Genomic DNA, 21,283 nt, shown 5'->3' with positions numbered 1-21,283 from the left:
ATCTTGCGCCATTCTACTGCTTTTGCAATACGGATTGCTAACCGGCCAGAGAGCATGAACAAATATATAGAACGCCTTTATAACAGTGGTAACAAATCCAGCCGAAAAATTCTCGGTTTGATGAGTGGAACTTCGTTGGATGGTCTGGATATCGCGCTATGCGACATTCAATACCACGGCCAGCAAACGATAGTGCGGGTAGAGCGCTTCACCACGGTTAACTATGATGTTGAATTCCGTCTTGCCATTCAGCAAGTTTTTGCCCGCCGGGATGTGGATTTACAGGAAGTCACCCTATTGAATGGCTGGGTGGCCGACTGTCACGCCGCGCTTATTAATCAAACCCTGAGCAAATGGCAGGTCGAGCCTGAAACCATTGACTGTATTGCCAGTCATGGTCAAACCATATTCCACTGTCCGAAAGAACAACACGGTTTACCAGACTACGGCAACGGCACCTTGCAAATTGGCGACGGTGACCGCCTTGCTACGGCTACCGGCATAATTACCCTTTCAGATTTTCGTCAAAAGCATATTGCTGCGGGGGGGGAAGGTGCGCCGCTGGCAGTGTATGGCGACTATCTGGTGTTTGGCAGCGAAACCGAAAACCGAGTGTTACTAAATATTGGAGGCATCGCTAATTTCACCTGGTTACCCGCTGGTCAGCAAGCCATGGACGTTTTCAGTACCGACATTGGACCGGGTAATACGATTCTCGATGCTTTTGTGTCGAAACACTTTTCTCATTTGCGCTACGACAAAAACGGCGAAATCGCGAAGCGTGGCACGGTTAACGAAGCTCTGCTGAACGAGTTACTACGCTTCGAATTTTTTGATGCGCCCGTGCCTAAAACGACCGGGCCGGAAGTGTTTAACCTTGAGTATTTGCATCAGTCTCGTTTACACAGCCAAACACTGACACTACCCAAAGAGGATGTTGTGGCTACGCTAACGGCATTCACTGCCAAAGCGATTGCCAATGGCATTGTTGATGCCGTTCAAACGAGTATGGATACCACCGTGTATCTAAGTGGCGGAGGCGTGCATAATCCAATGTTAACCTCGGCAATCCAAGCGGACTTACCAGCCAACTTTACGTTGAAAAACCTCGCTGAGCTGGGTATCGACCCTGATGCAAAAGAAGCGCTGTTATTCGCCATACTGGCGAATGAAACGCTTGCTGGGGGCCCTTGCTTCAAAGACAACCGCTACGGCATTCCTGAAACCACGATGGGTAAAATTAGTTTGCCTTAACATTCTGTCCTAACATTTAAGTACAAACTGATTACACCAATTTATTAAAATTTGTCATGACTTCATAAAGTCAGATTTATTTTAGTAATAAATTCAATTGGGTAGACAAACTTTATCCTTTTGACTAACTCACAATTCAAACCAATGAAAGTAGTATGGTTATGATAATTAATAATAAAGCGCGAGACTTCTAATGTTTGCCCTGAAAAAAACCTACGAAAATCATATCGCGAAACTTTCTCAAGATGCGAATCAGTACAAAGCATTCTCAGATACCGTAAAACGTCATAACGCGTATGTTATTTTCACGCCTGATGGTATCGTCACTGAAACCAACGATAAGTTTGCTGCTATCTTCGGCTTCTCTGCCAACGAACTTATTGGTCAGCATCACAGCAGCTTGTGTTTCGACGAATATAAGAATTCTCCTGAATACGCTCAAATGTGGCGCGATTTGCACAGCGGGCGCGCCAGCACTGGTCAGTTTCGTCGTCGCCATCGTAGCGGCACTGCTGTTTGGCTGGAAGCATCGTATGACCCTATCGTTGATGACAACGGGGTCATTACCAGTGTACTGAAAATTTGTGCTGATATTACAAAACAGATTGAAACCGCTGAAGCGAATAAAGCCATTTCCGATGCCCTAGACCGGTCCACGGCTGTTATCGAATTTGAGCCAGACGGCACTATTCTGACAGCAAACAATAACTTCTTATCAACTGTAGGCTATACCCTCGACGAGATTCGCGGCAAGCACCACCGTATGTTCTGCTACGACGACTTCTACATCGACAATCCTAATTTCTGGGATAAACTTGCTAACGGTAAGTTCGAGTCTGGGCAATTCAAACGTAAAAATGCTGCCGGTGAAATGCTATGGCTTGAAGCCACATATAACCCGATTTACTCACCAGATGGCCGGGTAATAAAAATCATCAAGTTTGCTGCTGACATTACCAAACGGGTCAACGAGCAAAACAATATAGCCAGAGCGTCTGAGCATGCTGTGGCTATTTCAGAAGAGACCTCGCAGATTGCATTGCGTGGCACCGAGTCACTGGCGAACTCAGTGAACTTCTTTAACGCCACGTTGCAAGAAGTTGACGACGCCAACGAGTTAATCGAGCGACTCACCACGCAATCGGCCAATATCGAACAGATCGTATCTACCATTCGCGGCATTGCTGATCAGACCAACCTACTCGCACTTAACGCAGCGATTGAAGCGGCCCGAGCGGGCGATCAAGGGCGTGGATTTGCGGTTGTTGCTGACGAGGTTCGCCAGTTAGCAAAACGTACCAGCGACTCCACCATCGAGATTGAAAACGTGGTAGGCGAAAACAAAGGTCTTGCTCAACGCGCCAGAGACAAAATGTCTGAAGTGAAAAATGACGTAGATGCCAATGCAGAACAGATCCAGAGCGTACAAGCCGTGATGGATGAGATATATCAAGGTGCGGTTAGCGTGTCAGAAAACGTTGCCCGCATCATGACCCAGTAAGTCCAATCGACTAGGAGCACGGATGCTCCGCCTTTCATGACCATAACTAAAAGCCCCGATAATTCGGTAATGCCGTTCACTTAAGGTGAGCGGCATTTCTTTTTCTAGCGATTGGATACCGATTCTTCGACGCCTTTAAACACCTTGGATAACTTCTTTCACACCTTCCTTCAAGCTTGAACTGTGCAGCATTTCTTTTGATATCTAGTATAATTCTGGGGACATTTATTGAACAGTTGAGTTAACAGTAGATATTACAACTGGACGAAATATAGTGACTGTGATCTTCTACTCTCTTTTGCGGAGAGAGTCATGGGCACAGGCGCATTTGAACAGCTTTTTAGTGAGTTAGAAGATCCTCGTCAATCAGCTAAGGTGGCGCATTTATTCACTGATATTTTATTCCTTGTTGTGTGTTCTTCCATCGCTGGAGCAAGAGGCTGGGAAGACATCGAAGATTTTGGTGATTTACACTTCAACTGGTTCCGCGAGAAAGGGCTGAAAACGATAGGCGTTACGTTAAGCTATCGGCAGCCCAAAAACGGTAAAGCATCATTGGAATACCGGTACTACATTAGCTCAGCCGCTTTGACTAAAGCCCGCTTCGCCAATGCCGTGCGAAGTCATTGGGCAGTAGAAAACAGTCTTCATTGGGTCCTTGATGTCTCGATGAAAGAAGATGAATGCCAGATATATCGTGGCAATGCCGCCGAAATACTATCAGGGGCACGGAAGCTTGCCTTGAACATGCTTCGAGCAAAGACAACCAGAAAAGTGAGAGTGCCACGGAAACAGAAACGTGCGCACGGTAGCACTGATTATTTGGAAAAGGTTTTAGCGGCGGGGTTGGTAGCGCTGAACGATATTTGAACGTTCATGCTCTCGCCCTGATCACGTAAGCTTAGCTGGTTCGGAAATACGCCTTTTAACAAATGAGCCATTAATATCCAACTTTTTCGTCGAACCTTTTCTTGTTCGTATTTAACTGATTAGACAAAGATTTGTTATTTAGTGAGCTAATTTATCCATATTTAAGGTTAATATTTGTTCAATATGGGTTAGGCTTAAGTTAAATCTAACTTTTATTGACTATATAAAGCGAGACAGTATCAGCACTAGTTAGTGGATCAAATTTCGCAGATAGCATCATTCGTTGACTTTGAATGCTATTTAAAGCGCAGCTCAGTAAAGATATTGGATGCGTAGCTATGCCTATTTGAGGCTATACAATACGGACATTGGAAATTCTATATGCACCAAACTAAAGCACTTCCCCTTTCTAAAATGCTTCTTTGCTTCATCGTTCTGAGTTTCTCTTGCAACATTGCTTTATCTGGTGAAAATACAGAGGCTAATAAACTTTACGAGAAAGCGCTCGCCAGTCAAGAAATTCTCAGTGAGTTAGTGTCAAAAGAAAGCCTAACAACCAGTAATTTTAGACAAAAACAAAAGCTGGCGAAAAGAGAAAGAGTGATTCTTCACGAGCTTATCAAGGAACATAAAAGTTCAGAATATTTACCCTATGCAGTGCTGCGTTTTCTTACTTTAAATAGAGAAGAAGGAGTACCAATTTACTGGGGAATAAAAAGTGATGTGAAAAATATAATAAATGACAGGAACAATAAGCACCGAAATACTATGCTAGTTCTTATCAAAAAACTTCAAACAAACAAAAGCTCCAGATTCGATGGTGCTTCCTTGCTTTATTCCATGCCCCCCGTAGATATGTTATCAAACGATAATGCGGCGATAATTGCAGAGAATAAAACAACACAAAGACAAATTACGGCGCGTCACGTAAACACTATAGAAGGCAGCAAACCTCTATATAAGCCCTCTGAAAACGAAAGAAACTCACAAGCATTAACACAAGCACCTAATTCCGAGAGTAGAACATTAAGTCAAAACGAGAAGCCCCAAGAAGCAGCAACACCAAAGATGGAAGACCTTAGTGCGAGCGACTTACTTGATTTAGCGAAGAAGACTCAAGATTGGGAGCAGAAAAGATTAATTTATGAGTACTTTCTTAAGCACTTTCCGAATGAACGACGCGCGCCTGATGTAATGTTTGGACTTGCGGCAATATATACGCAGTTAAAGCAGAACGACAAAGCGCTAGAGGTTATAAGACAATTTGAAGGTAAATATCAATCGCACCCATTAATGGCTATGCTTGGGAATTTAAGGCAAAAACTTATAGAAGATGAATTAAAGATTGATGAAAACGTTATTGAAAGCAAAAATTCTATGAAAACTATAGATGACGTAGCGCTTCAAAGAATAAAACTCATACAAAGGCTTAATTCAAACGAGATATCATCGAAAAAGGAGTATGATAAATTAGTATCTGAGATTGGCTATTTTGCTAAAGACATTATTCCTCCTATTTTAACTAAGCTTAGCGATGAATTGATAACAGACCTTAGTGAAAACTCTGCTATAACAAGCGAATTATTTAACGATTGGTATAACAAAAAAGCGTTTGCACTCCGATTTGAAATAAAGATGTGGCAGCAACTTTATGAACTAGCTTTTTCCAAAGCGAAAGATAACTCCGTACGTGATTATTACGGTGGAGAGAAGAACGAGCTTCGAGAAGATCGCTCCCCCTATAAAAGTGTTTATAGGAACTTATCAGATAAAACCTATTTAATTTTTGAAAGAGCATTCGAGTTACCAAGTGCAACATCGCGCAGTCTTTTGGATTCGTTAGACAAAACGCAAAGCACCCCAAGTTCGCCTACAGTCTCGTCACATAACAGCTTTAAATATCGGTTACTTACGCCAACAGAATATGTATTTTCCGGTATGGGTGCGCAAGCTGGAGCTGCGGCCTCTGGAGTGTTTGCTAAAGCAGTAGATCTTAAGAAGTTAGAAGTATCAATTCAACGTACGAGAAAGTTGTTGTTCGAATGCTTTCCAGATTGTGCAGACTTGGCAAAATTGAAAAGCCAATTTTCCGGTTTATTAATACAAAAAGATTTTCATTTTCTGTCTGTAAGTGGGCGAGATCGTTCACTCATGAATGTTTACAGCAGAGGTATGTCGGCCGCGCTAGAGGGAATATCTAATGAGTCCGGATTTACAATAATCGATGGAGGTGTTGATTATTTTTGCCAAAATGAATTTCTCATTTGGTCATTAGATTATCAAGATGCTTCTCACGAAATTATGGGCGGACAGCTTGACGATTCACTTAAAGCTCTCGCTGACTTTGCATCAGGAAATATCGGCTCGATTAAATCTTTAGGTCACAAACAAGTAGCGCAGAAACTAGCTGTATTCGATAAAACTTTACCTTCCTATAAAAAATATCAATTCTGTAGAGATGTGTCAGAGTTTGATAACGGTAAAATCTTAAAGCAGCTTGGTCGCTTATAACGGTAAACCTGAGTCAGCCCTTGTTATTAGATATGACATTATTTTTAATGAGTGTTATATGCTTTCAAACAAACGCTTTTTTGGAAGAAACTATATGATAGAAGATAGGTCTGCTACGTTTTTAAGGTAATAAAAAAGCGGCACTTAAGCCTAATGCCGTTCACTTAAGGTGCCGGAAGCAAAAGCTGAATCCTCTGAATTGGATCCGCGCTATTCTCGAAGCTACACAGAACAAAACTACCTATCCTCTGCTCAACAACTTTAAAGCAGCCTGTCATTAGGGTCCTGCTGAGCAGTTACCCAGACAAGACTCAATGATTTCAGGCTCTAATATATCGGCTAAACACCGAAACTCGGTAAGTCGATTGATAGATGTGCGGGCGAGTGCTTCGCTGAGTTCCATAAAAAAACCGATGACCTTACGATCATCGGATTTTGATTCTCTTACGCCAAATGTCAATCGCTTAAATGATCGGCATTACCGATAATTCGGGGCTTTTCATATTCAGCACATTACATGTGGATAACAGAGCGGATACTCTTACCTTCGTGCATGAGGTCGAAGGCTTCGTTGATATCGCCCAGCGGCATGGTGTGGGTTATAAAATCCGTTAGCGGGAATTTACCTGCCAGATAGTCTTCAACAATGCCTGGCAGCTCAGAACGGCCTTTTACGCCACCGAACGCAGAGCCGCGCCATACACGACCGGTTACCAGCTGGAACGGACGGGTAGAGATTTCCTGGCCAGCACCAGCTACGCCGATGATAACCGACTCACCCCAGCCTTTGTGGCAGCATTCCAGTGCAGAACGCATTACATTCACGTTACCGATACACTCGAAGGAGAAATCCACGCCGCCGTCAGTCATTTCAACAATCACTTCCTGGATTGGCTTGTCGTAGTCTTTCGGGTTGATACAGTCTGTGGCACCCAGTTTTTTCGCCAGTTCAAACTTAGACTCGTTCAGGTCGATACCGATGATACGGCCCGCGCCTGCCATAGTCGCACCGATGATTGCAGACAGACCAATACCACCCAGACCAAAGATAGCCACAGTGTCGCCTTTCTGAACCTTTGCCGTTTTGGTTACTGCGCCCATACCGGTGGTAACACCACAACCTAACAGACACACTTCTTCAAGCGGTGCTTCCGGGTTTACTTTTGCCAGTGAAATTTCAGGCAGCACAGTGTACTCAGAAAACGTTGAACAGCCCATGTAGTGATAGATTGGCTTACCGTTACAGGTAAAACGGGTAGTGCCGTCAGGCATCAGACCTTTACCCTGAGTTTCACGTACTGCGCTACACAGGTTAGTTTTACCGGACAGACAAAATTTACACTTGCCACACTCTGCGGTGTAAAGCGGAATAACATGATCGCCCACTTTCAGCGACGTAACGCCTTCGCCCACAGACTCAACAATACCACCACCTTCGTGACCCATAATAGCCGGGAATACACCCTCAGGATCTTCACCTGACAGGGTGAAGGCATCAGTATGACATACGCCGGTCGCCATGATTTTTACACGAACTTCGCCCGCTTTAGGTGGAGCAACCTGAACTTCTTCGATGGACAGTGGCGCTTTCGCTTCCCACGCAACTGCCGCTTTACAGGTAATAACATCTGCCATGAGTGTAATCCTTAATTCTATGTATGTTTTTACAATTCTAACCAGTTACAGTTATGAAACAATACAGACAAATTGAAAATCACTTTTTCATATTTGCAATAATAAAGCTAAACACCGGAGCATGACCATGAACTGGGAAGGTATCACTGAATTTGTCGCCGTGGTTGAACAGCGCAGCTTCACACTGGCAGCGAAAAAGATGGGGGATCTCCACCGCCAAAGTCAGCCGCCAGGTTAACCTTGTTGAAACCCGCCTGTCGTCGAAATTACTTAATCGCACGACCCGGGTTGTCACCCCTACTGACGTGGGTCAGCAGTTCTATCATCAGTGTCGTCATATTCTTGATCAGCTGGAAGATGCCGAGCGATTTGTTTCCGATCAGCAGCTCGCGCCGTCAGGTAAACTAATGGTCACTGCACCGGTTACCTACGGCGAACGCATCATCGCGCCGGTGATAAACGATTTCCTCGCAGAACACCCCCGTATTGAAATAAGACTGAATCTTACCAACCAAATGCTGGATCTGGTGCAGGACAACTATGACTTAGCCATACGTCTGGGGCACCTGGAAAGCTCATCGCTGATTGCCCGGCGTCTGGGTTACCGAACCCTTTACACCTGTGCTTCACCTGAATATTTCGCCGATCACGGCATACCAGAAACCGCTGCGGATCTGAACCAGCATCAGTGTATTGCCGGTACTTCGGCACACTGGCAGTTTAAGGTGGCCGATCGGGTGACCACCCATCGTATTTCGAATCCGCGCATTCGCTGCAACAGCGGTATTGGTATCCGTGATGCCGCGCTTAAGCATCTGGGGATTATCCAGTTGCCGGACTACTACGTAGCGGAAGATATCCGCAACGGTTCACTGAAAGCCATTCTGGCCACCCAGCAGGTGGATGACGACGGGATCTGGGCTGTGTATCCGCAAACCCGCCACGTCTCAACCAAAGTGCGGCTGTTGCTCGACTACCTGATTGCAAATCTCTACCACTAACCCACACAAAAAAGGTGGGGTTGATCGAGCGCAACAGCAGTTTTTTCTTCAGGGCTCCTGCGTTTACATTCTTGTTTGCGCGTGTATAAATGGTCTGCAGTCATTTATTTTTTAACCACGACAGGGAAGTGTATGAAATACGGCGTATCAGATATTGTTCTGCAGAATCGTAAAATCCGCCTTGATGAGGAAACCCACGCCCCGGCTCTGGATGATAAAGCCCGCTATCAGCATTTGCTGAAGAAATGGCAGAAAAAGCTGCTGCACGTGCAGCAGGCCTATTTTCATCAGGGCAGGCGGGCGATTGTGGTATTTGAAGGCTGGGATGCTTCGGGCAAAGGCGGGGCGATTCGCCGGCTAACCGAGAAACTCGACCCTCGTGGCTTTGTCGTGCACCCCATCGCGGCCCCCACCGCTGTCGAGCAGGGGCGTCATTATCTCTATCGATTCCAGACCCGTTTGCCCAAGCCTGGTCGCATCGCCATTTTTGACCGTTCCTGGTACGGGCGCGTGCTGGTAGAAAGAGTGGAAGCGTTTGCCTCTGAACCGCAGTGGCAGCGGGCCTATCAGGAGATTAACGAATACGAACGCATGCTTATTGATGATGATGTGAAGATCATCAAAATTTTCATGCACATTTCTGCCGGAGAGCAGCTGAACCGCTTTGAAGAGCGGCTGCACAACCCTTATAAACGCTGGAAACTCACCGAAGAAGACATCCGTAACCGGGCGAAATGGCACCAGTATGAAGCTGCTATTCACGATATGTTTGATAACACCGACACCGCAGAGGCCCCCTGGACAAAGATTCATGGGGAGCACAAATGGTATGCCCGTATTGAGGTGATCAAAACTATCGTGAAAGCGTTACGTGAGGGTGTGGATATTACCCCGCCGCCGCTGGATGAAAATATCATTCGCCTGGCAGAGCAGAAGCTCGGGCTGGCACTGCCTTCAACAGACCAGCCCTGAATCACACTTTGAAATACTGCTCAGAATTTAAGCTTATAGGGTTCAAGTTGTTTATAGTAAGGTAGCGCTTGCTCACACACTGCCTGTAACTCATCATCCAGAGCCGGTAGTGGCTTCATTGGCGTTGCTTTCAAACCAGTGCTTGCCCACACGGCGTTGTACCAGTGACTGGCCCAAACACCATCGGCTTCGTTGCCACCAGCAGGCCAATGCAACATACCTTCATCGTAAGGAATGCCAATTGCCTCGCACAGCGCCTGCAAGCCTGCTGCGGGATTCACTAATAGGTCATCGCTGTCGATAACCACCGGCGGCGTGCCGGTTTTGTCTAACTGGCGCTGAAACAGCACCGCCTGCTGACGAATACCAATATCGTCTAGCACCGGCTTCTCGCGCTTTTCATGGTAACTGGCGATAACCCGTGCTGGGTGGCGTAGCAGAAACACATTGATGACGTTATCTGTCCACGCCATCGGAAAATCGGGCATCATATGGTGTGTCATGTGTTTTTGATAGAACACGGACTTTCCATTCGGTGCCTCACCCAGGCATTGCGCAATAACGTCATCGGCGCTTTGGGGCTGCGATGCAAGAATTTCTTCCTGCATCGGATGCACTTCGCCGCTGGCTTTTAGAAATGCCGCGTAGAAAGGTTCATCCACTACCCCACAGTCTTGTCTTGCAGCAAATGCGTACATCATTGCAGTGGAGAGGTTTCTTGGGCCAGACCACATTGCGATACGCATTATTGCGCCTCCTTAATCATCTGGCTCTCTTTAACTAATTGATAGTAGGCTTCTCGAATTTTTTGCGTCACCGGACCTGGATGCTCGGTGCCGATGGCGCGACCATCGATGTGTGACACCGGCGTTTGCGCCCCAAAAGTGCCGGTTAAGAACGCTTCGTCTGCACCAAAGGTTTCTACCAGCGAATAGTTGCGTTCGTGTACGGTTAAGCCAAGACGCTTACACACTTCAATGACCTTCTGACGGGTAATGCCATTCATGCAGTAGTCGCCGGTGGAAGTCCATACTTCCCCCTTGCGCACGATAAAGAAGTTACATGCATTGGTGGTGTTTACAAAACCGTGAACATCCAACATCAAGGCTTCATCAGCACCTGCTTTTTCAGCGGCGATACACGCGAGAATACAGTTCAGCTTAGAATGAGAGTTAAGCTTAGGATCTTGCGTCATCGGCAGCCCGCGTAAATGGGGCACAGTGGCAAGCTTAATTGGACGGGCAATGGCAGGCTTAGAATGTTCGCAGATAATCACCAGCGTAGGGCCATGAACCGACAGCGCCGGATGCTGAAATGGCTTCTTTTTCTTGCCACGAGTGAACATCAGACGGGCATGGACGTCGGTATGCATGTCATTCGCTTTACGGGTGGCTTCCAGCGCGGCTATCACTTCTTCACGGCTCATACCTAAATCCATATCAACCACTTTGGCAGCTTCAAATAAGCGATCCATATGCTCTTCTAGGAATGCCCATTTGCCATCATACAAACGCATGCCTTCCCAGATCCCGTCGCCCAGCATAAAGCCACTATCGTAAACCGAGACCTTAGCCTCGTCACGGTGAACAATGTCACCGTTTACGTAAATCAGAATGTCGTCGTTACGGGCATCTTCTGCCGCGGTATGGGTCGATACATCAGCCATACTCATTGCCATGTTCCTTGTAAAAAATTAGTCTTTATTGAAAAGATCTTTGAGTTTGTCTTTGCCTTTTTCCATCAGCTTTTCTTTCTCTTCATCGATCTTTTCCTGTACTTTTTCTTTGGCTTTATCAGCCAGTACTTTTTTCGCTTCAGCTTTTGCTTGCTTAATAGCGTTGTCCAACATTTGTTGCACAATAGCAGCACCTACCTGGTCTGCTGGAAGTCCGTCAGGCTGGCCTATAGAGCCCGCGTTGAACGTTGGCAACGTAACCTCGTACGCTTTCTTGTCGATTTGCAACTCGCCGGTGTTTAATTGCTCAAAGTTCAGCATCAGTTTGGCATTGCTCACCGTCACTTTATCTACAATCAGCTTAGGGCTTGCACCTGAGCTTTCGCTAGGTTGTTCATTGCCTTGAGGCAGGTTGGCCATCAGGTTATTTTTTAGCGCCAGCAAATTACCCTCACCAGCCGCATTTACTTCATACAGAATTTCCGGTGCGTTGATGGTAATTTCTTGAATGCGATAAGGTTCTTCAGTTGCACCAGCTAAATCCAGTGTTACACCTTCCAGGCTAAACGCATCTTCATCGCTGAACCCATCTGGGTTTTCCACATCAATATCAGTAATGGTCATACGGCCTTCGGTGAAGGACAAATCAACCGCGCTTACTGTTACCGGTGTATCGAGGTATTTACTTCCCTGCGACTCTATTTGCGCTCGAATAAAGTCGTTTGCGCCACTCGCCAAATAAACCACTGCGCCAGCAATAACCACGACTACCAGCAACAAAATAACCAGAACTTTCTTCATAACTTGCTCCCTGAAACGATGAATGAAGTCGTTACGTATTGCGCCTACAGACGTAATGCTTTTTCACACTACTGCTTCTGAACGCCTGCCACCACCGATTTACGGCGTTTGGGTTTTCCACGCGACGACTGCCTGCTATTGTGTACGTCACCCGGGTTAAACAGATGACTTTCCCGGCCCAGACTAATTTGAAGAGTGAAGGAAATCAATGAATAAACTCTCATTGGTGCTCGTATCAGCACCCTTGTTGTTCGCCTGTTCTCAGCCGGCAGAAAACAACAAACCTACGACAGAAAAACCAGCAGTTGCGGCTGGAAAACCAGCCACGATTGTTTCAGGAACCGACTATCATTCACTGTCTAATCCGGATGAAGTGCGCGTTACTCACCTTGAACTCGATCTCACCGCCGATTTCGATAAGCATCAATTGATTGGTTCTGTGACGCTGGACTTCGACCGCATTAAAGACGGTGCTGATACCTTGGTTGTTGATACCCGCGATCTGGATATCAAACAGGTGACTGCAGAAGGTAAGCCGGTTGAATTTAAGCTGGCTGCAGAAGATGAGAACCTGGGTTCCGCGCTATCGATTTCGTTACCCGACGCCGCTTCCTCCGTAACTATTGAATACGCCACCTCTGAAGACGCTTCCGGCGTACAATGGTTAACACCGGCACAAACTCAGGGTAAAGAATATCCTTTCTTATTTACCCAAGCGCAGGCCATTCACGCCCGTAGCTTTATTCCCCTGCAGGATTCTCCACAAGTTCGCGTAACCTACGACGCCCATATTAAAACCCCAGCCGACTTGCTGGCGGTAATGAGTGCGTCGAACGATCCTGACACCGCTCGTGATGGCGACTACAGCTTCAAGATGCCACAACCTATTCCTTCTTACCTAATTGCGCTGGCCATTGGGCATTTAGAATTTAAAGCCATGGGTGAGCGCACCGGCGTGTACGCAGAACCAGAAATTCTCGATGCAGCTGCGGCAGAGTTTGAAGATACTGAAAGCATGCTGGAACTGACCGAGAAAACCTACGGCCCGTACAGCTGGGATCGCTATGATTTATTGATCCTGCCACCTTCATTCCCGTTCGGTGGTATGGAAAACCCTCGTCTTTCATTCATCACGCCAACGGTTATTGCTGGTGATAAGAGCCTGGTTTCATTGATCGCCCACGAGCTGGCGCATAGCTGGTCGGGTAATACGGTAACCAATGCTACTTGGCGGGATTTATGGCTAAACGAAGGTTTCACCACTTATCTGACCTACCGCATTATGGAAATGCTGTACGGTACAGACCGCTTCAATATGGAAGCCGTGCTGGGTTACCAAAGTCTGGAAGCAGATATTGCCGCCTTGCCTGAAAACGATCAAATCCTCGCCATTGACCTTCGTGGTCGCGGTGCAGACGACGTGTTCAGCGATATTCCTTACGAAAAAGGGGCGCTGTTCCTGCGCGAGCTGGAACAGAAAGTGGGACGTGAAAACTTTGACGCGTTCCTTATGAGCTACTTCAAAAAGTTCAGCTTCCAGAGCATTACCACCGATACCTTCCTGACTTACCTGGATGAAACGCTGCTGAAGCAGTATCCGGAAAAATTAAGCAAAGAACGTATCAATGAGTGGGTGTTTGAGCCGGGTCTGCCTGAAGGCGCACCTAAGCCTGAGTCTGATGCCTTCGATAAAGTCGATGCATCTCGCACTGCATGGCTAAACGGTAAAGAGGCGGCCGCAGACATCGATACATCCGCATGGACCACCCATGAGTGGCTGTATTTCCTCAACAACATGCCGTCGTCGTTGTCTGACGAACAGTTGGCTGAACTAGACAGTGCCTTTGGCCTAACCGAAAGCCACAACAACGAAATCGCGCATAGCTGGCTGATGATTGCAGTGCAGAACGAATACAAGCCTGCTTATAACCGTTTACATGATTATCTGGTTTCCATCGGCCGCAATAAGTTGGTGAGACCACTTTATCGTGAATTGGTGAAAACACCGGAAGGTAAAGCATTTGCGAAGCAAGCGTTTGAAGAAGCGAAGCCCGGTTATCACCCGATGACCGTGCGCGCTAATGAAGGTTTCTTCGAAGACTAACCGATACGAAGTTTCAATCCACAATGCAAATAGCAGCCTTTGAGCTGCTATTTTTTTGCCCTCAACGCGGCTTTATTCCATAAAGCTACTACAGCCCACTTGCTTATATGTTAAAAGTTATAGCCAAATGTTTATTTTATGTTAATAATGAAAGTGTTCGTTCTTTGACCAGCAGGAGTGTTGTTTATGAGCAATCACATTTGGGGTTTGATCCATCACCCGGATAAAGAGTGGCGTTCTATTAACGAAGAGCATGAAACAGTAAGTCATCTGTATACACACCATGTGCTCTGGTACGCATTAATTCCCGTCGTCTGTTCGTATATCGGCACTACCCGCGTAGGCTGGACGTTCGGTGGCGAAGAAGTATTTCAGGTTTCACCAACTAGCGGATTAATATTAGGAGCAGCCTTTTACGGATTAATCCTATTAGCAGTCGCTGCAGTGGGGAGCGTTATCCATTGGATGGCACGGCGATACCCAGAGCGCCCATCACGAGCAGAATGCATCGTATTTGCCGGCTATACCGCCACACCACTGTTTTTAAGCGGCGTGTTTGCCATCTATCCGGTGTTCTGGCTATGTGTTGCTGCGGTATGCGCAGGCGTGGTTTACACCGCTTTCTTACTGTATACAGGCACACCGAGCTTTTTAGGCATTAATGACAAAGAAGGATTCATTCTCTCCACCTCTACTCTGTGTATGGGCGTGTTGATCCTCGAAGCCTTACTGATCATTGCTGTAGCGCTGTGGAGCATGGGTTCAGAGCACAGCATAATGTGGTATTTCTTTCGGTAATTCGTAATCTAACCGGAAACACACCATCAGGCAGAAGAGATGTACTTCTGCCTTTTTTATTGGGCAAACAGTGATTTCATAAACCCGAAAAATACTTCGGTTTTACGGGTGGTGAGGCTGTTTTGCGGTTTTAGAAACCACACCGGCGCATCGTCATCGGCTAACACACCGGGCAAAACCTCCACGAGCTTGCCACTTTCCAGCTCTTCCCTAATCGCAATGAACGACTTGATCCCCAAACCATGACCAGCAAGCACGGCCTGCGTCATGTTGTCAGAGTTAGACACCGTAAACCGGGCATCAGTATGAAAGGTTACCACCTTATTAGCATCGCGCATTTTTAACTGACGCTGCCAAGGTAGCACTACCCAGCGGTGCTGGCGTAATGCTGTTAAGTTTTTAGGCGTGCCGAAGCGTTCAAGGTAGTCGGGGGAAGCGCACAACAAGCGGTGGTTGCTCACTAATTTGCGCCCCAGCAATCCGGAGTCTGGCAGCTTGCCCACCCGAATAGCGACGTCTTGCTTATCTTCGACCACATTAACGAACTGATCGTTTACCAGGAATTCCAGTTTGAGATCTGGATATTGTTGCTCGAATGTCATTAATGCCGGCAATACAAATTTAGAATACACCCAAGGCGGCATGGTGACTCGTAATACGCCGCTCACCGATGAGCGTCTAGCACCAATCTGAAATTCTGCGTCCCGTAGTGCCTCAAGAATAGTGTTTACCTGCTGATAGAAAACTTCACCCTCTGCCGACAATTTCAGCTTTCGACTATCACGGAACACCAATACCGTTGATAGCGCTTGCTCTAACTTACTTAAGCGCAAGCTGACAGTGGCAGGGGATACTTTTAGCATTTGCGCAGCGGCGTTAATCCCCCGGTTTTCCACTACCGCAATATAGGTTTCAAGATCGCTTAGGTTGTACATAACATCATTTAAGAAACTTAAACACAGGTTTCAATATCCGCCACTTCATTTAAAAAATCAAAACAAATAAGATCAACTCATCATTTAGAACGTAGGTAATTTATGAATTTTCGAAATCTGTGTTTGACGTTAATGAAACCCTACTCGACCTGGAAAATATGCGTGACTCCGTGGGCGAAGCATTAAACGGCCAGGAAGAACTGTTACCGTTATGGTTTTCCACCATGTTGCACTATTCCTTAGTTTCAACCGTCTCGGGCGAATATCAGGATTTCGGTAAAATTGGTGTCGCAGCACTGATGATGGTTGCGCAGAATAACAATATCGATATTACTGAAGAGCAAGCCAAAGAAGCCATTGTTACACCGCTCCTCAGCCTGCCGCCTCATGCCGATGTAAAATCCGGATTAACTGCCCTGAAGAAGCAGGGCTATAAGCTGGTTAGCCTGACAAACTCATCCAATTACGGCGTTAAAACGCAGTTCGAGAACGCGCAGTTAACAGATTTTTTTGAAGCCAGATACAGTATCGAAGATATTCAAATTTATAAGCCCGACCTCCGCGCTTATGAGTGGGCTCTTGCCAAACTCGGCGTGAAACCCGAAGAGGCCCTGATGGTGGCCGCCCACGGTTGGGATGTCGCCGGTGCAAAAGCAGCCGGTATGCAAACCGCATTTGTCGCCAGACCAGGCAAAGCCTTGTATCCATTAGCACAAAAGCCGGATTACATCGTGAAGGATTTGGGTGAACTGGTAAATGCTTTAACAAAATAGGCTTTTTCTACGGTACAAAACCGACGCTCTAATAAGTAGTTAGAGCGTCGTTCGAAAGTATTCACAACACTGTCATTTTTTAAACTCATTCCCGTCACACGAAGCTGAGAAAGTGGACTTTGCAGTACCCTCTTTTCCCCATTTTCTCTATTCTAAAAAGGAATGTATCCATGTTGTGGAAGTTACGTGTTGCAGGTGTTGCCGGACTAATACTTACTCTTACGGCCTGTGACGACGATGAAACCATTGAAGTCGAAGTACCCGTAGAAGTCCCCGTCACCGTCAATCCTGAGCATACTATGCTCACCGACCCATTCTTACAATTACCCACCGAATCTACCGTTAACGTTGTCTGGTTCACAAATTTTGAAGGCAGTAGTCATTCCCTGACTTTTGCCGATCAAACTGTGACCGACGTAATGACAACCAAACTTGACCGGATGATGGAAGATGCCAGTTCCGCAGTAACAGGGCAGACTTATGAAGGTATCACCTACCGTGATGTATATCGTCACGAAGCAACGGCAACTGGCCTAACGCAGGGTGAAAGGGTCAATTACTCAGTTTCCAGTACCGATGAGGATGGTTTCGCCTTTACCAGCGACACGTTCACGCTGGCACCTTCTCCGGCAGCAGACCAACCGCTCATGATCCTGCTTACATCCGATCTTCAGTCGAAGAAAAACGTGGTGGCGAATTATCAGAAAGTGGTAGAGACCGTCGGTATTCCTGACGCCGTCTTTTTTGCGGGTGATTTTGTTAACGTTCCCGACCGTGCATCTGAATGGTTCGATCAGGCGAAAGACAGTGCCCCAGCCTTTTTCCCTGCGCTGCAGGGCCACTATCAGAAATACATGCCCGGCTTTGCATACAATGGCGGGGAAATACTCCAGCACGCGCCGGTTTTCGGCACTATCGGAAATCACGAAGTCATGGGGCGTTATACCCCTGATAGCGAAAGCTACACCCTGAACGGTGGCTTTGGTGATCCTCAACCAGCCTGGTTTGCAGAAGTGGCGTACGAAGAAGTGAAAACCGAGGTAAATCCTTCTGACGACGAAACAGTAAAAGCGCAGTGGATTGCCGACCATTCACACAACCAGATGAGCTTCCTGGATATCTTCTCCTTCCCAAATGATGGTCCTCGTGGTGAAGAATATTTCGCCGTGTCTTTTGGTGACGTATTCCTGATTTCAATGAACGTTTCTCGTATCTGGCGCTCATGGAGCGTCACGCCGAACAACAAAACCAAGTTCGTTGAAAACGCAGAAAACTATACCGACCCAACACAATGGGGCTTTGGTGAGTTTCTGTTTGAACGCTTCGATGCCGAGTCAGAGCAATATGCCTGGCTTACAGAGGTGATGCAGTCTGAAGCATTCCAAAATGCCAAATATAAAGTGGTTATGGCCCATCAGGGCGTGTTTGGATTGGGTGACAACACGGTTCCTGTATTGTCACAGCCTGTGTTGCAAGTAGTGCAGGATAATGGCTCAGGCGCTGAAACCGTTTCAGAATATACCTTCCCTATTGAGCCTGCTACATGGTCAGAAACCATAGCGCCTATGCTGGAAACGGCCACTGAAATACGCTATCAGTACCCATTAGACCAAGATGTTTGGTTAAATGATATTGAACCACTGCTGCTGGAAAACGGTGTGGACCTGGTTCATATCGGCCATTCACATTTGTGGAACCGCGCACAGGTTGAAAACCTCCACTACCTGGAGAGTTCTAATGTAGGCAACAGTTACGGCGCTTACTATGATGATGCATCCGGTGCATACGAAGATAACCGCAGACCGGCAACAGCCGACTTTTGGGAAGACGTGTATTCTGCCAATCCACGTTGGTCCGAAACGGATTACCCGCCTAATGGCGATCCACAAGGTCGTGTGATGGCCTTCCCTACCAATTTCAGCCCTATGAGTGCTGAGAATGAAGACTATCCGAACCTGCCATTTGTAGCGAGCAATGTGTTATCCGTGTTCTCTGTGCTTGATACTGGCTCTGGAACAGTGAAAAGCTATGTTTTCGACCCGAGCGACCTAGATTCTGAAGTTATGCTTTTTGATGAGTTTTCCATCGAATAGCACACAGGACAAAAAAGGGATCTAAATAAAAAACCCACCTTTTTAGGTGGGTTTTTGCTTAAGTGTTGAGGAATGTGTGTGTTGTTCGATTAGAAATCGAAACGGGCACCCGCCTGAACCTGAGTGAAGTCTTTACCTGATGCGGTAGTCGGTGCACGGCCTTCGTCGTTATTGAAGGCTTCAACCGCTGTCCACATACGGAAACGCTTGCTGAAGTGGTGAGCGTATTCCACTTTCACAGCTTTAACGTCACCCGATACATCACAGGCATCCAGCGCGTATTTAGCGTGGATTTGGTGAGGACCAGTGCGGTAGCCTGCGTAAATGGCAGAACTGGTACGAGACTCAGTGCGGCACGGATTCAGGGCATTTTTATTCCCTTCAAATTCCGCGTCTCGTAAACGTACAGTACCTGTCAGACTTCCGCCGTAGATATCGTACTGGTCGTCCGCATAGTGATGGAAAGCTGACAACGTAATTTTATCAGTAACCTTCCACCAACCACGGATACCGTAAAGGTTTCCTTTGTTCTCGCCACGATTGTCTTTAGACCAGGCAACCTGAAGCTTTATGGGACCATCATTATACTGACCACCTAACTGAAATTGATCGAAGGAATCGCCATCTTGTCCTTCCATCATTACACTCGCACCGAAGGAGAACTTTCCTTCGTTGTAATAGTACTGCAGTAAGTCGTCATCACGAACCGATCCCTGACGGATAGTATCCAGACCGTCGGAGAAATAAGAAGTACGCAGGTACTTGTGGAACACATTGGTTTGCGATCCAAAGTACACTTCACCGAAGTTACCTTTTAGACCAATGAAAGCCAGACGAAGCGTAGGGCCTTTGTTCTGGACGAAATCAACAATATTCTCTTCACGAATACCGTATTCCACCACGCCCACAGCTGTCAGGCCCGGACTGACTTCGCCACTTACTTTCACGCCAATTCGGCTAAGAAAGTCACGACCGTTCGCGCCATCATCTTCTACACCGGCGTCGATATAGTCGGCACCGAGGCGAATAGAGCCGTACACATCAACATTGGGTACGTAGGCATCTGGAATGGCGGCGGCAGTTACATTGGCTGCTGAAAATAAGCCAGCACTCATTAAGGCAAGTTTCAGTGTGCTATTTTTCATAATTAATCTTCTTATTTGCTACGACGGTTGTAGGAATTATTCGTTGCTAGCTTCAGCGGCTTGAATAACGTCTTTACCAACTTGTCTTTCGAATTTTTTCCATACTGGTTTCATCGCAGCTACCCATGCCTGGCGCTGTGCGTCTGTCAGATCGATGATTTCAGTAACGCCTGATTCGGCGATTAACTGACGGTCTTCGTCTGCTTTCTTTTTAGAGATAGCGTTGCCGTAAGCAATGGCATCGTCCATCGCACGTTTAATTTCAGTGCGCAGGTCATCTGGCAGGGTCATCCAGAACTCTGCAGAAGTCACAACCATGTAGTCCAGTACACCGTGGTTAGAAGCAGTAATGAAAGGCTGAACCTCGTAGAACTTCTTCGAGTAAGTGTTTGACCAAGTGTTTTCCTGACCGTCGATAGCGCGGGTTTGCAGCAGGGTAAATACTTCAGAGAACGGCTTTTTCAGTGGAATCGCATCGACTTGTTCAAACTGCGCCTGCAGTACGTCAGAAGTCATGATGCGGAATTTCTTACCGGCGATTTGATCAGGGGTAACGATTTTCTCGTTAGAAGACAGTTGCTTCATACCATTGTGCAGGTAACCTAAACCTACCAGGCCACGCTTTTTCAGTGAACCCAGCAGTTCCTGACCTGTTTCGCTTTGCTGGAAACGGTCTACCGCGTCGATATCTTTAAACAGGAACGGCAGATCGAAAACTTGCAGTTTCTTAGTGAAGCTCTGGAACTTAGACAGTGAAGGTGCAGCCATTTGCACGTCACCTAGAAGCATCGCTTCCAGAACTTTGTTATCGTTGAACAACTGTGAGTTAGGGTAAACGCTGACTTTTACTTTCCCTGGCATACGTTCTTCAACAAGTTCCTTAAATTTTTCAGCCATCAGTCCCTTTGGCGTATTTTCTGCTACAACGTGTGAAAACTTAATTTCAACCGGACGGGCTATACTGGTTACCGGTGTAAGGGCAGCGGCAGTCAGCAAGAGTGAAGCGATCATTTTGTTAAACATTTATCTATTTCCTTTAACGCTCAGAAGGTTTTCGTTATATGTTTTAATTACTGGTTAAAATAAAACTGGCAATTAACCGAAATGAAATGATTCATTTACAACACTCTATAGGCACAGCGTGTGCCAACTTGATTTAAATCAAGTAAAACAGTGAGATATACAAACTATCACCCTTAACCAATCCCTCTATGA

15 protein-coding genes and 4 pseudogenes are annotated in these 21,283 nt (G+C 46.5%); 12 read left to right on the top strand and 7 right to left on the bottom strand.

All coding sequences use genetic code 11. The features are described from left to right. Positions 1-54: 54 nt before the first annotated feature. The 6 genes and pseudogenes from ACXAFQ_RS06295 to ACXAFQ_RS06270 all read left to right on the top strand — a co-directional run bounded on the left by ACXAFQ_RS06295 (position 55) and on the right by ACXAFQ_RS06270 (position 6,136). Positions 55-1,254, top strand: a complete 1,200-nt coding sequence (locus ACXAFQ_RS06295) for an anhydro-N-acetylmuramic acid kinase (protein WP_474818828.1) — start codon at positions 55-57, stop codon at positions 1,252-1,254. 193 nt (positions 1,255-1,447) lie between these two features. Further along, positions 1,448-2,224: pseudogene (locus ACXAFQ_RS06290) on the top strand (PAS domain-containing protein); the annotation flags it as partial. A 171-nt stretch (positions 2,225-2,395) separates the two neighbouring features. After that, positions 2,396-2,755, top strand: a pseudogene (locus ACXAFQ_RS06285) (methyl-accepting chemotaxis protein); the annotation flags it as partial. A gap of 312 nt (positions 2,756-3,067) precedes the next feature. Further along, positions 3,068-3,238 (top strand): annotated as a pseudogene (locus ACXAFQ_RS06280) (transposase family protein); the annotation flags it as partial. Between the two features lie 9 nt (positions 3,239-3,247). After that, positions 3,248-3,625 (top strand): annotated as a pseudogene (locus ACXAFQ_RS06275) (ISAs1 family transposase); the annotation flags it as partial. A 381-nt stretch (positions 3,626-4,006) separates the two neighbouring features. Then, positions 4,007-6,136, top strand: a complete 2,130-nt coding sequence (locus tag ACXAFQ_RS06270) for a tetratricopeptide repeat protein (protein ID WP_474818827.1) — start codon at positions 4,007-4,009, stop codon at positions 6,134-6,136. Positions 6,137-6,649: 513 nt separating this feature from the next. On the opposite strand, the gene ACXAFQ_RS06265 is transcribed toward ACXAFQ_RS06270, so the two are convergent. Further along, a complete protein-coding gene (locus ACXAFQ_RS06265; RefSeq protein WP_474818826.1) occupies positions 6,650-7,771 on the bottom strand; it encodes an S-(hydroxymethyl)glutathione dehydrogenase/class III alcohol dehydrogenase in 1,122 nt (373 codons plus the stop codon). A 152-nt stretch (positions 7,772-7,923) separates the two neighbouring features. Here ACXAFQ_RS06265 and ACXAFQ_RS06260 point away from each other — a divergent pair, with 152 nt between their 5' ends. After that, positions 7,924-8,772: a LysR substrate-binding domain-containing protein gene (locus ACXAFQ_RS06260; RefSeq protein WP_474818825.1), complete on the top strand. Its 849-nt coding sequence runs from the start codon at positions 7,924-7,926 to the stop codon at positions 8,770-8,772. Positions 8,773-8,904: 132 nt separating this feature from the next. After that, entirely contained in the window at positions 8,905-9,744 is an 840-nt protein-coding gene (locus ACXAFQ_RS06255; protein WP_474818824.1) for a polyphosphate kinase 2 family protein, read from the top strand. A gap of 20 nt (positions 9,745-9,764) precedes the next feature. Here the strand turns inward: ACXAFQ_RS06255 and ACXAFQ_RS06250 are convergent, their stop codons facing one another. The 3 genes from ACXAFQ_RS06250 to ACXAFQ_RS06240 are packed head-to-tail and all read right to left on the bottom strand — an operon-like array spanning position 9,765 to position 12,220. After that, on the bottom strand, positions 9,765-10,490 hold the full coding sequence (locus tag ACXAFQ_RS06250) for a sulfotransferase-like domain-containing protein (RefSeq protein ID WP_474818823.1): 726 nt from the start codon (positions 10,488-10,490) through the stop codon (positions 9,765-9,767). After that, positions 10,490-11,416, bottom strand: a complete 927-nt coding sequence (locus ACXAFQ_RS06245) for a D-amino acid aminotransferase (RefSeq protein ID WP_474818822.1) — start codon at positions 11,414-11,416, stop codon at positions 10,490-10,492. The genes ACXAFQ_RS06250 and ACXAFQ_RS06245 overlap by 1 nt, the downstream gene beginning before the upstream one ends. Before the next feature lie 21 nt (positions 11,417-11,437). Next, on the bottom strand, positions 11,438-12,220 hold the full coding sequence (locus tag ACXAFQ_RS06240) for a hypothetical protein (protein WP_070123427.1): 783 nt from the start codon (positions 12,218-12,220) through the stop codon (positions 11,438-11,440). Between the two features lie 208 nt (positions 12,221-12,428). On the opposite strand from ACXAFQ_RS06240, the gene ACXAFQ_RS06235 reads away from it, so the two are divergent. Next, positions 12,429-14,324, top strand: a complete 1,896-nt coding sequence (locus tag ACXAFQ_RS06235; RefSeq protein WP_474818821.1) for a M1 family metallopeptidase — start codon at positions 12,429-12,431, stop codon at positions 14,322-14,324. Between the two features lie 186 nt (positions 14,325-14,510). Next, complete coding sequence (locus ACXAFQ_RS06230; protein WP_474818820.1) at positions 14,511-15,122, top strand: Yip1 family protein; 612 nt, start codon at positions 14,511-14,513, stop codon at positions 15,120-15,122. Between the two features lie 56 nt (positions 15,123-15,178). On the opposite strand, the gene ACXAFQ_RS06225 is transcribed toward ACXAFQ_RS06230, so the two are convergent. Further along, positions 15,179-16,057, bottom strand: coding sequence for a LysR family transcriptional regulator (locus tag ACXAFQ_RS06225; protein ID WP_474818819.1), 879 nt, complete (start codon positions 16,055-16,057; stop codon positions 15,179-15,181). Positions 16,058-16,176: 119 nt separating this feature from the next. Between ACXAFQ_RS06225 and ACXAFQ_RS06220 the strand changes: the two genes are divergently transcribed. Both ACXAFQ_RS06220 and ACXAFQ_RS06215 read left to right on the top strand, forming a co-directional pair. After that, positions 16,177-16,830 carry a haloacid dehalogenase type II gene (locus tag ACXAFQ_RS06220; RefSeq protein WP_474818818.1) on the top strand — a complete coding sequence of 218 codons (654 nt, stop codon included), beginning with the start codon at positions 16,177-16,179 and terminating at the stop codon, positions 16,828-16,830. A 170-nt stretch (positions 16,831-17,000) separates the two neighbouring features. Continuing rightward, complete coding sequence (locus ACXAFQ_RS06215; RefSeq protein ID WP_474818817.1) at positions 17,001-18,923, top strand: metallophosphoesterase; 1,923 nt, start codon at positions 17,001-17,003, stop codon at positions 18,921-18,923. 89 nt (positions 18,924-19,012) lie between these two features. On the opposite strand, the gene ACXAFQ_RS06210 is transcribed toward ACXAFQ_RS06215, so the two are convergent. Beyond that, on the bottom strand, positions 19,013-20,068 hold the full coding sequence (locus ACXAFQ_RS06210) for a porin (RefSeq protein ID WP_474818816.1): 1,056 nt from the start codon (positions 20,066-20,068) through the stop codon (positions 19,013-19,015). A gap of 36 nt (positions 20,069-20,104) precedes the next feature. Next, positions 20,105-21,079: a TRAP transporter substrate-binding protein gene (locus ACXAFQ_RS06205; RefSeq protein ID WP_474819276.1), complete on the bottom strand. Its 975-nt coding sequence runs from the start codon at positions 21,077-21,079 to the stop codon at positions 20,105-20,107. Positions 21,080-21,283 lie beyond the last annotated feature (204 nt).

This window comes from Alteromonas sp. ABH2_165 (genome assembly GCF_056159945.1).
This window is presented reverse-complemented; position numbering and strand designations above follow the sequence as displayed.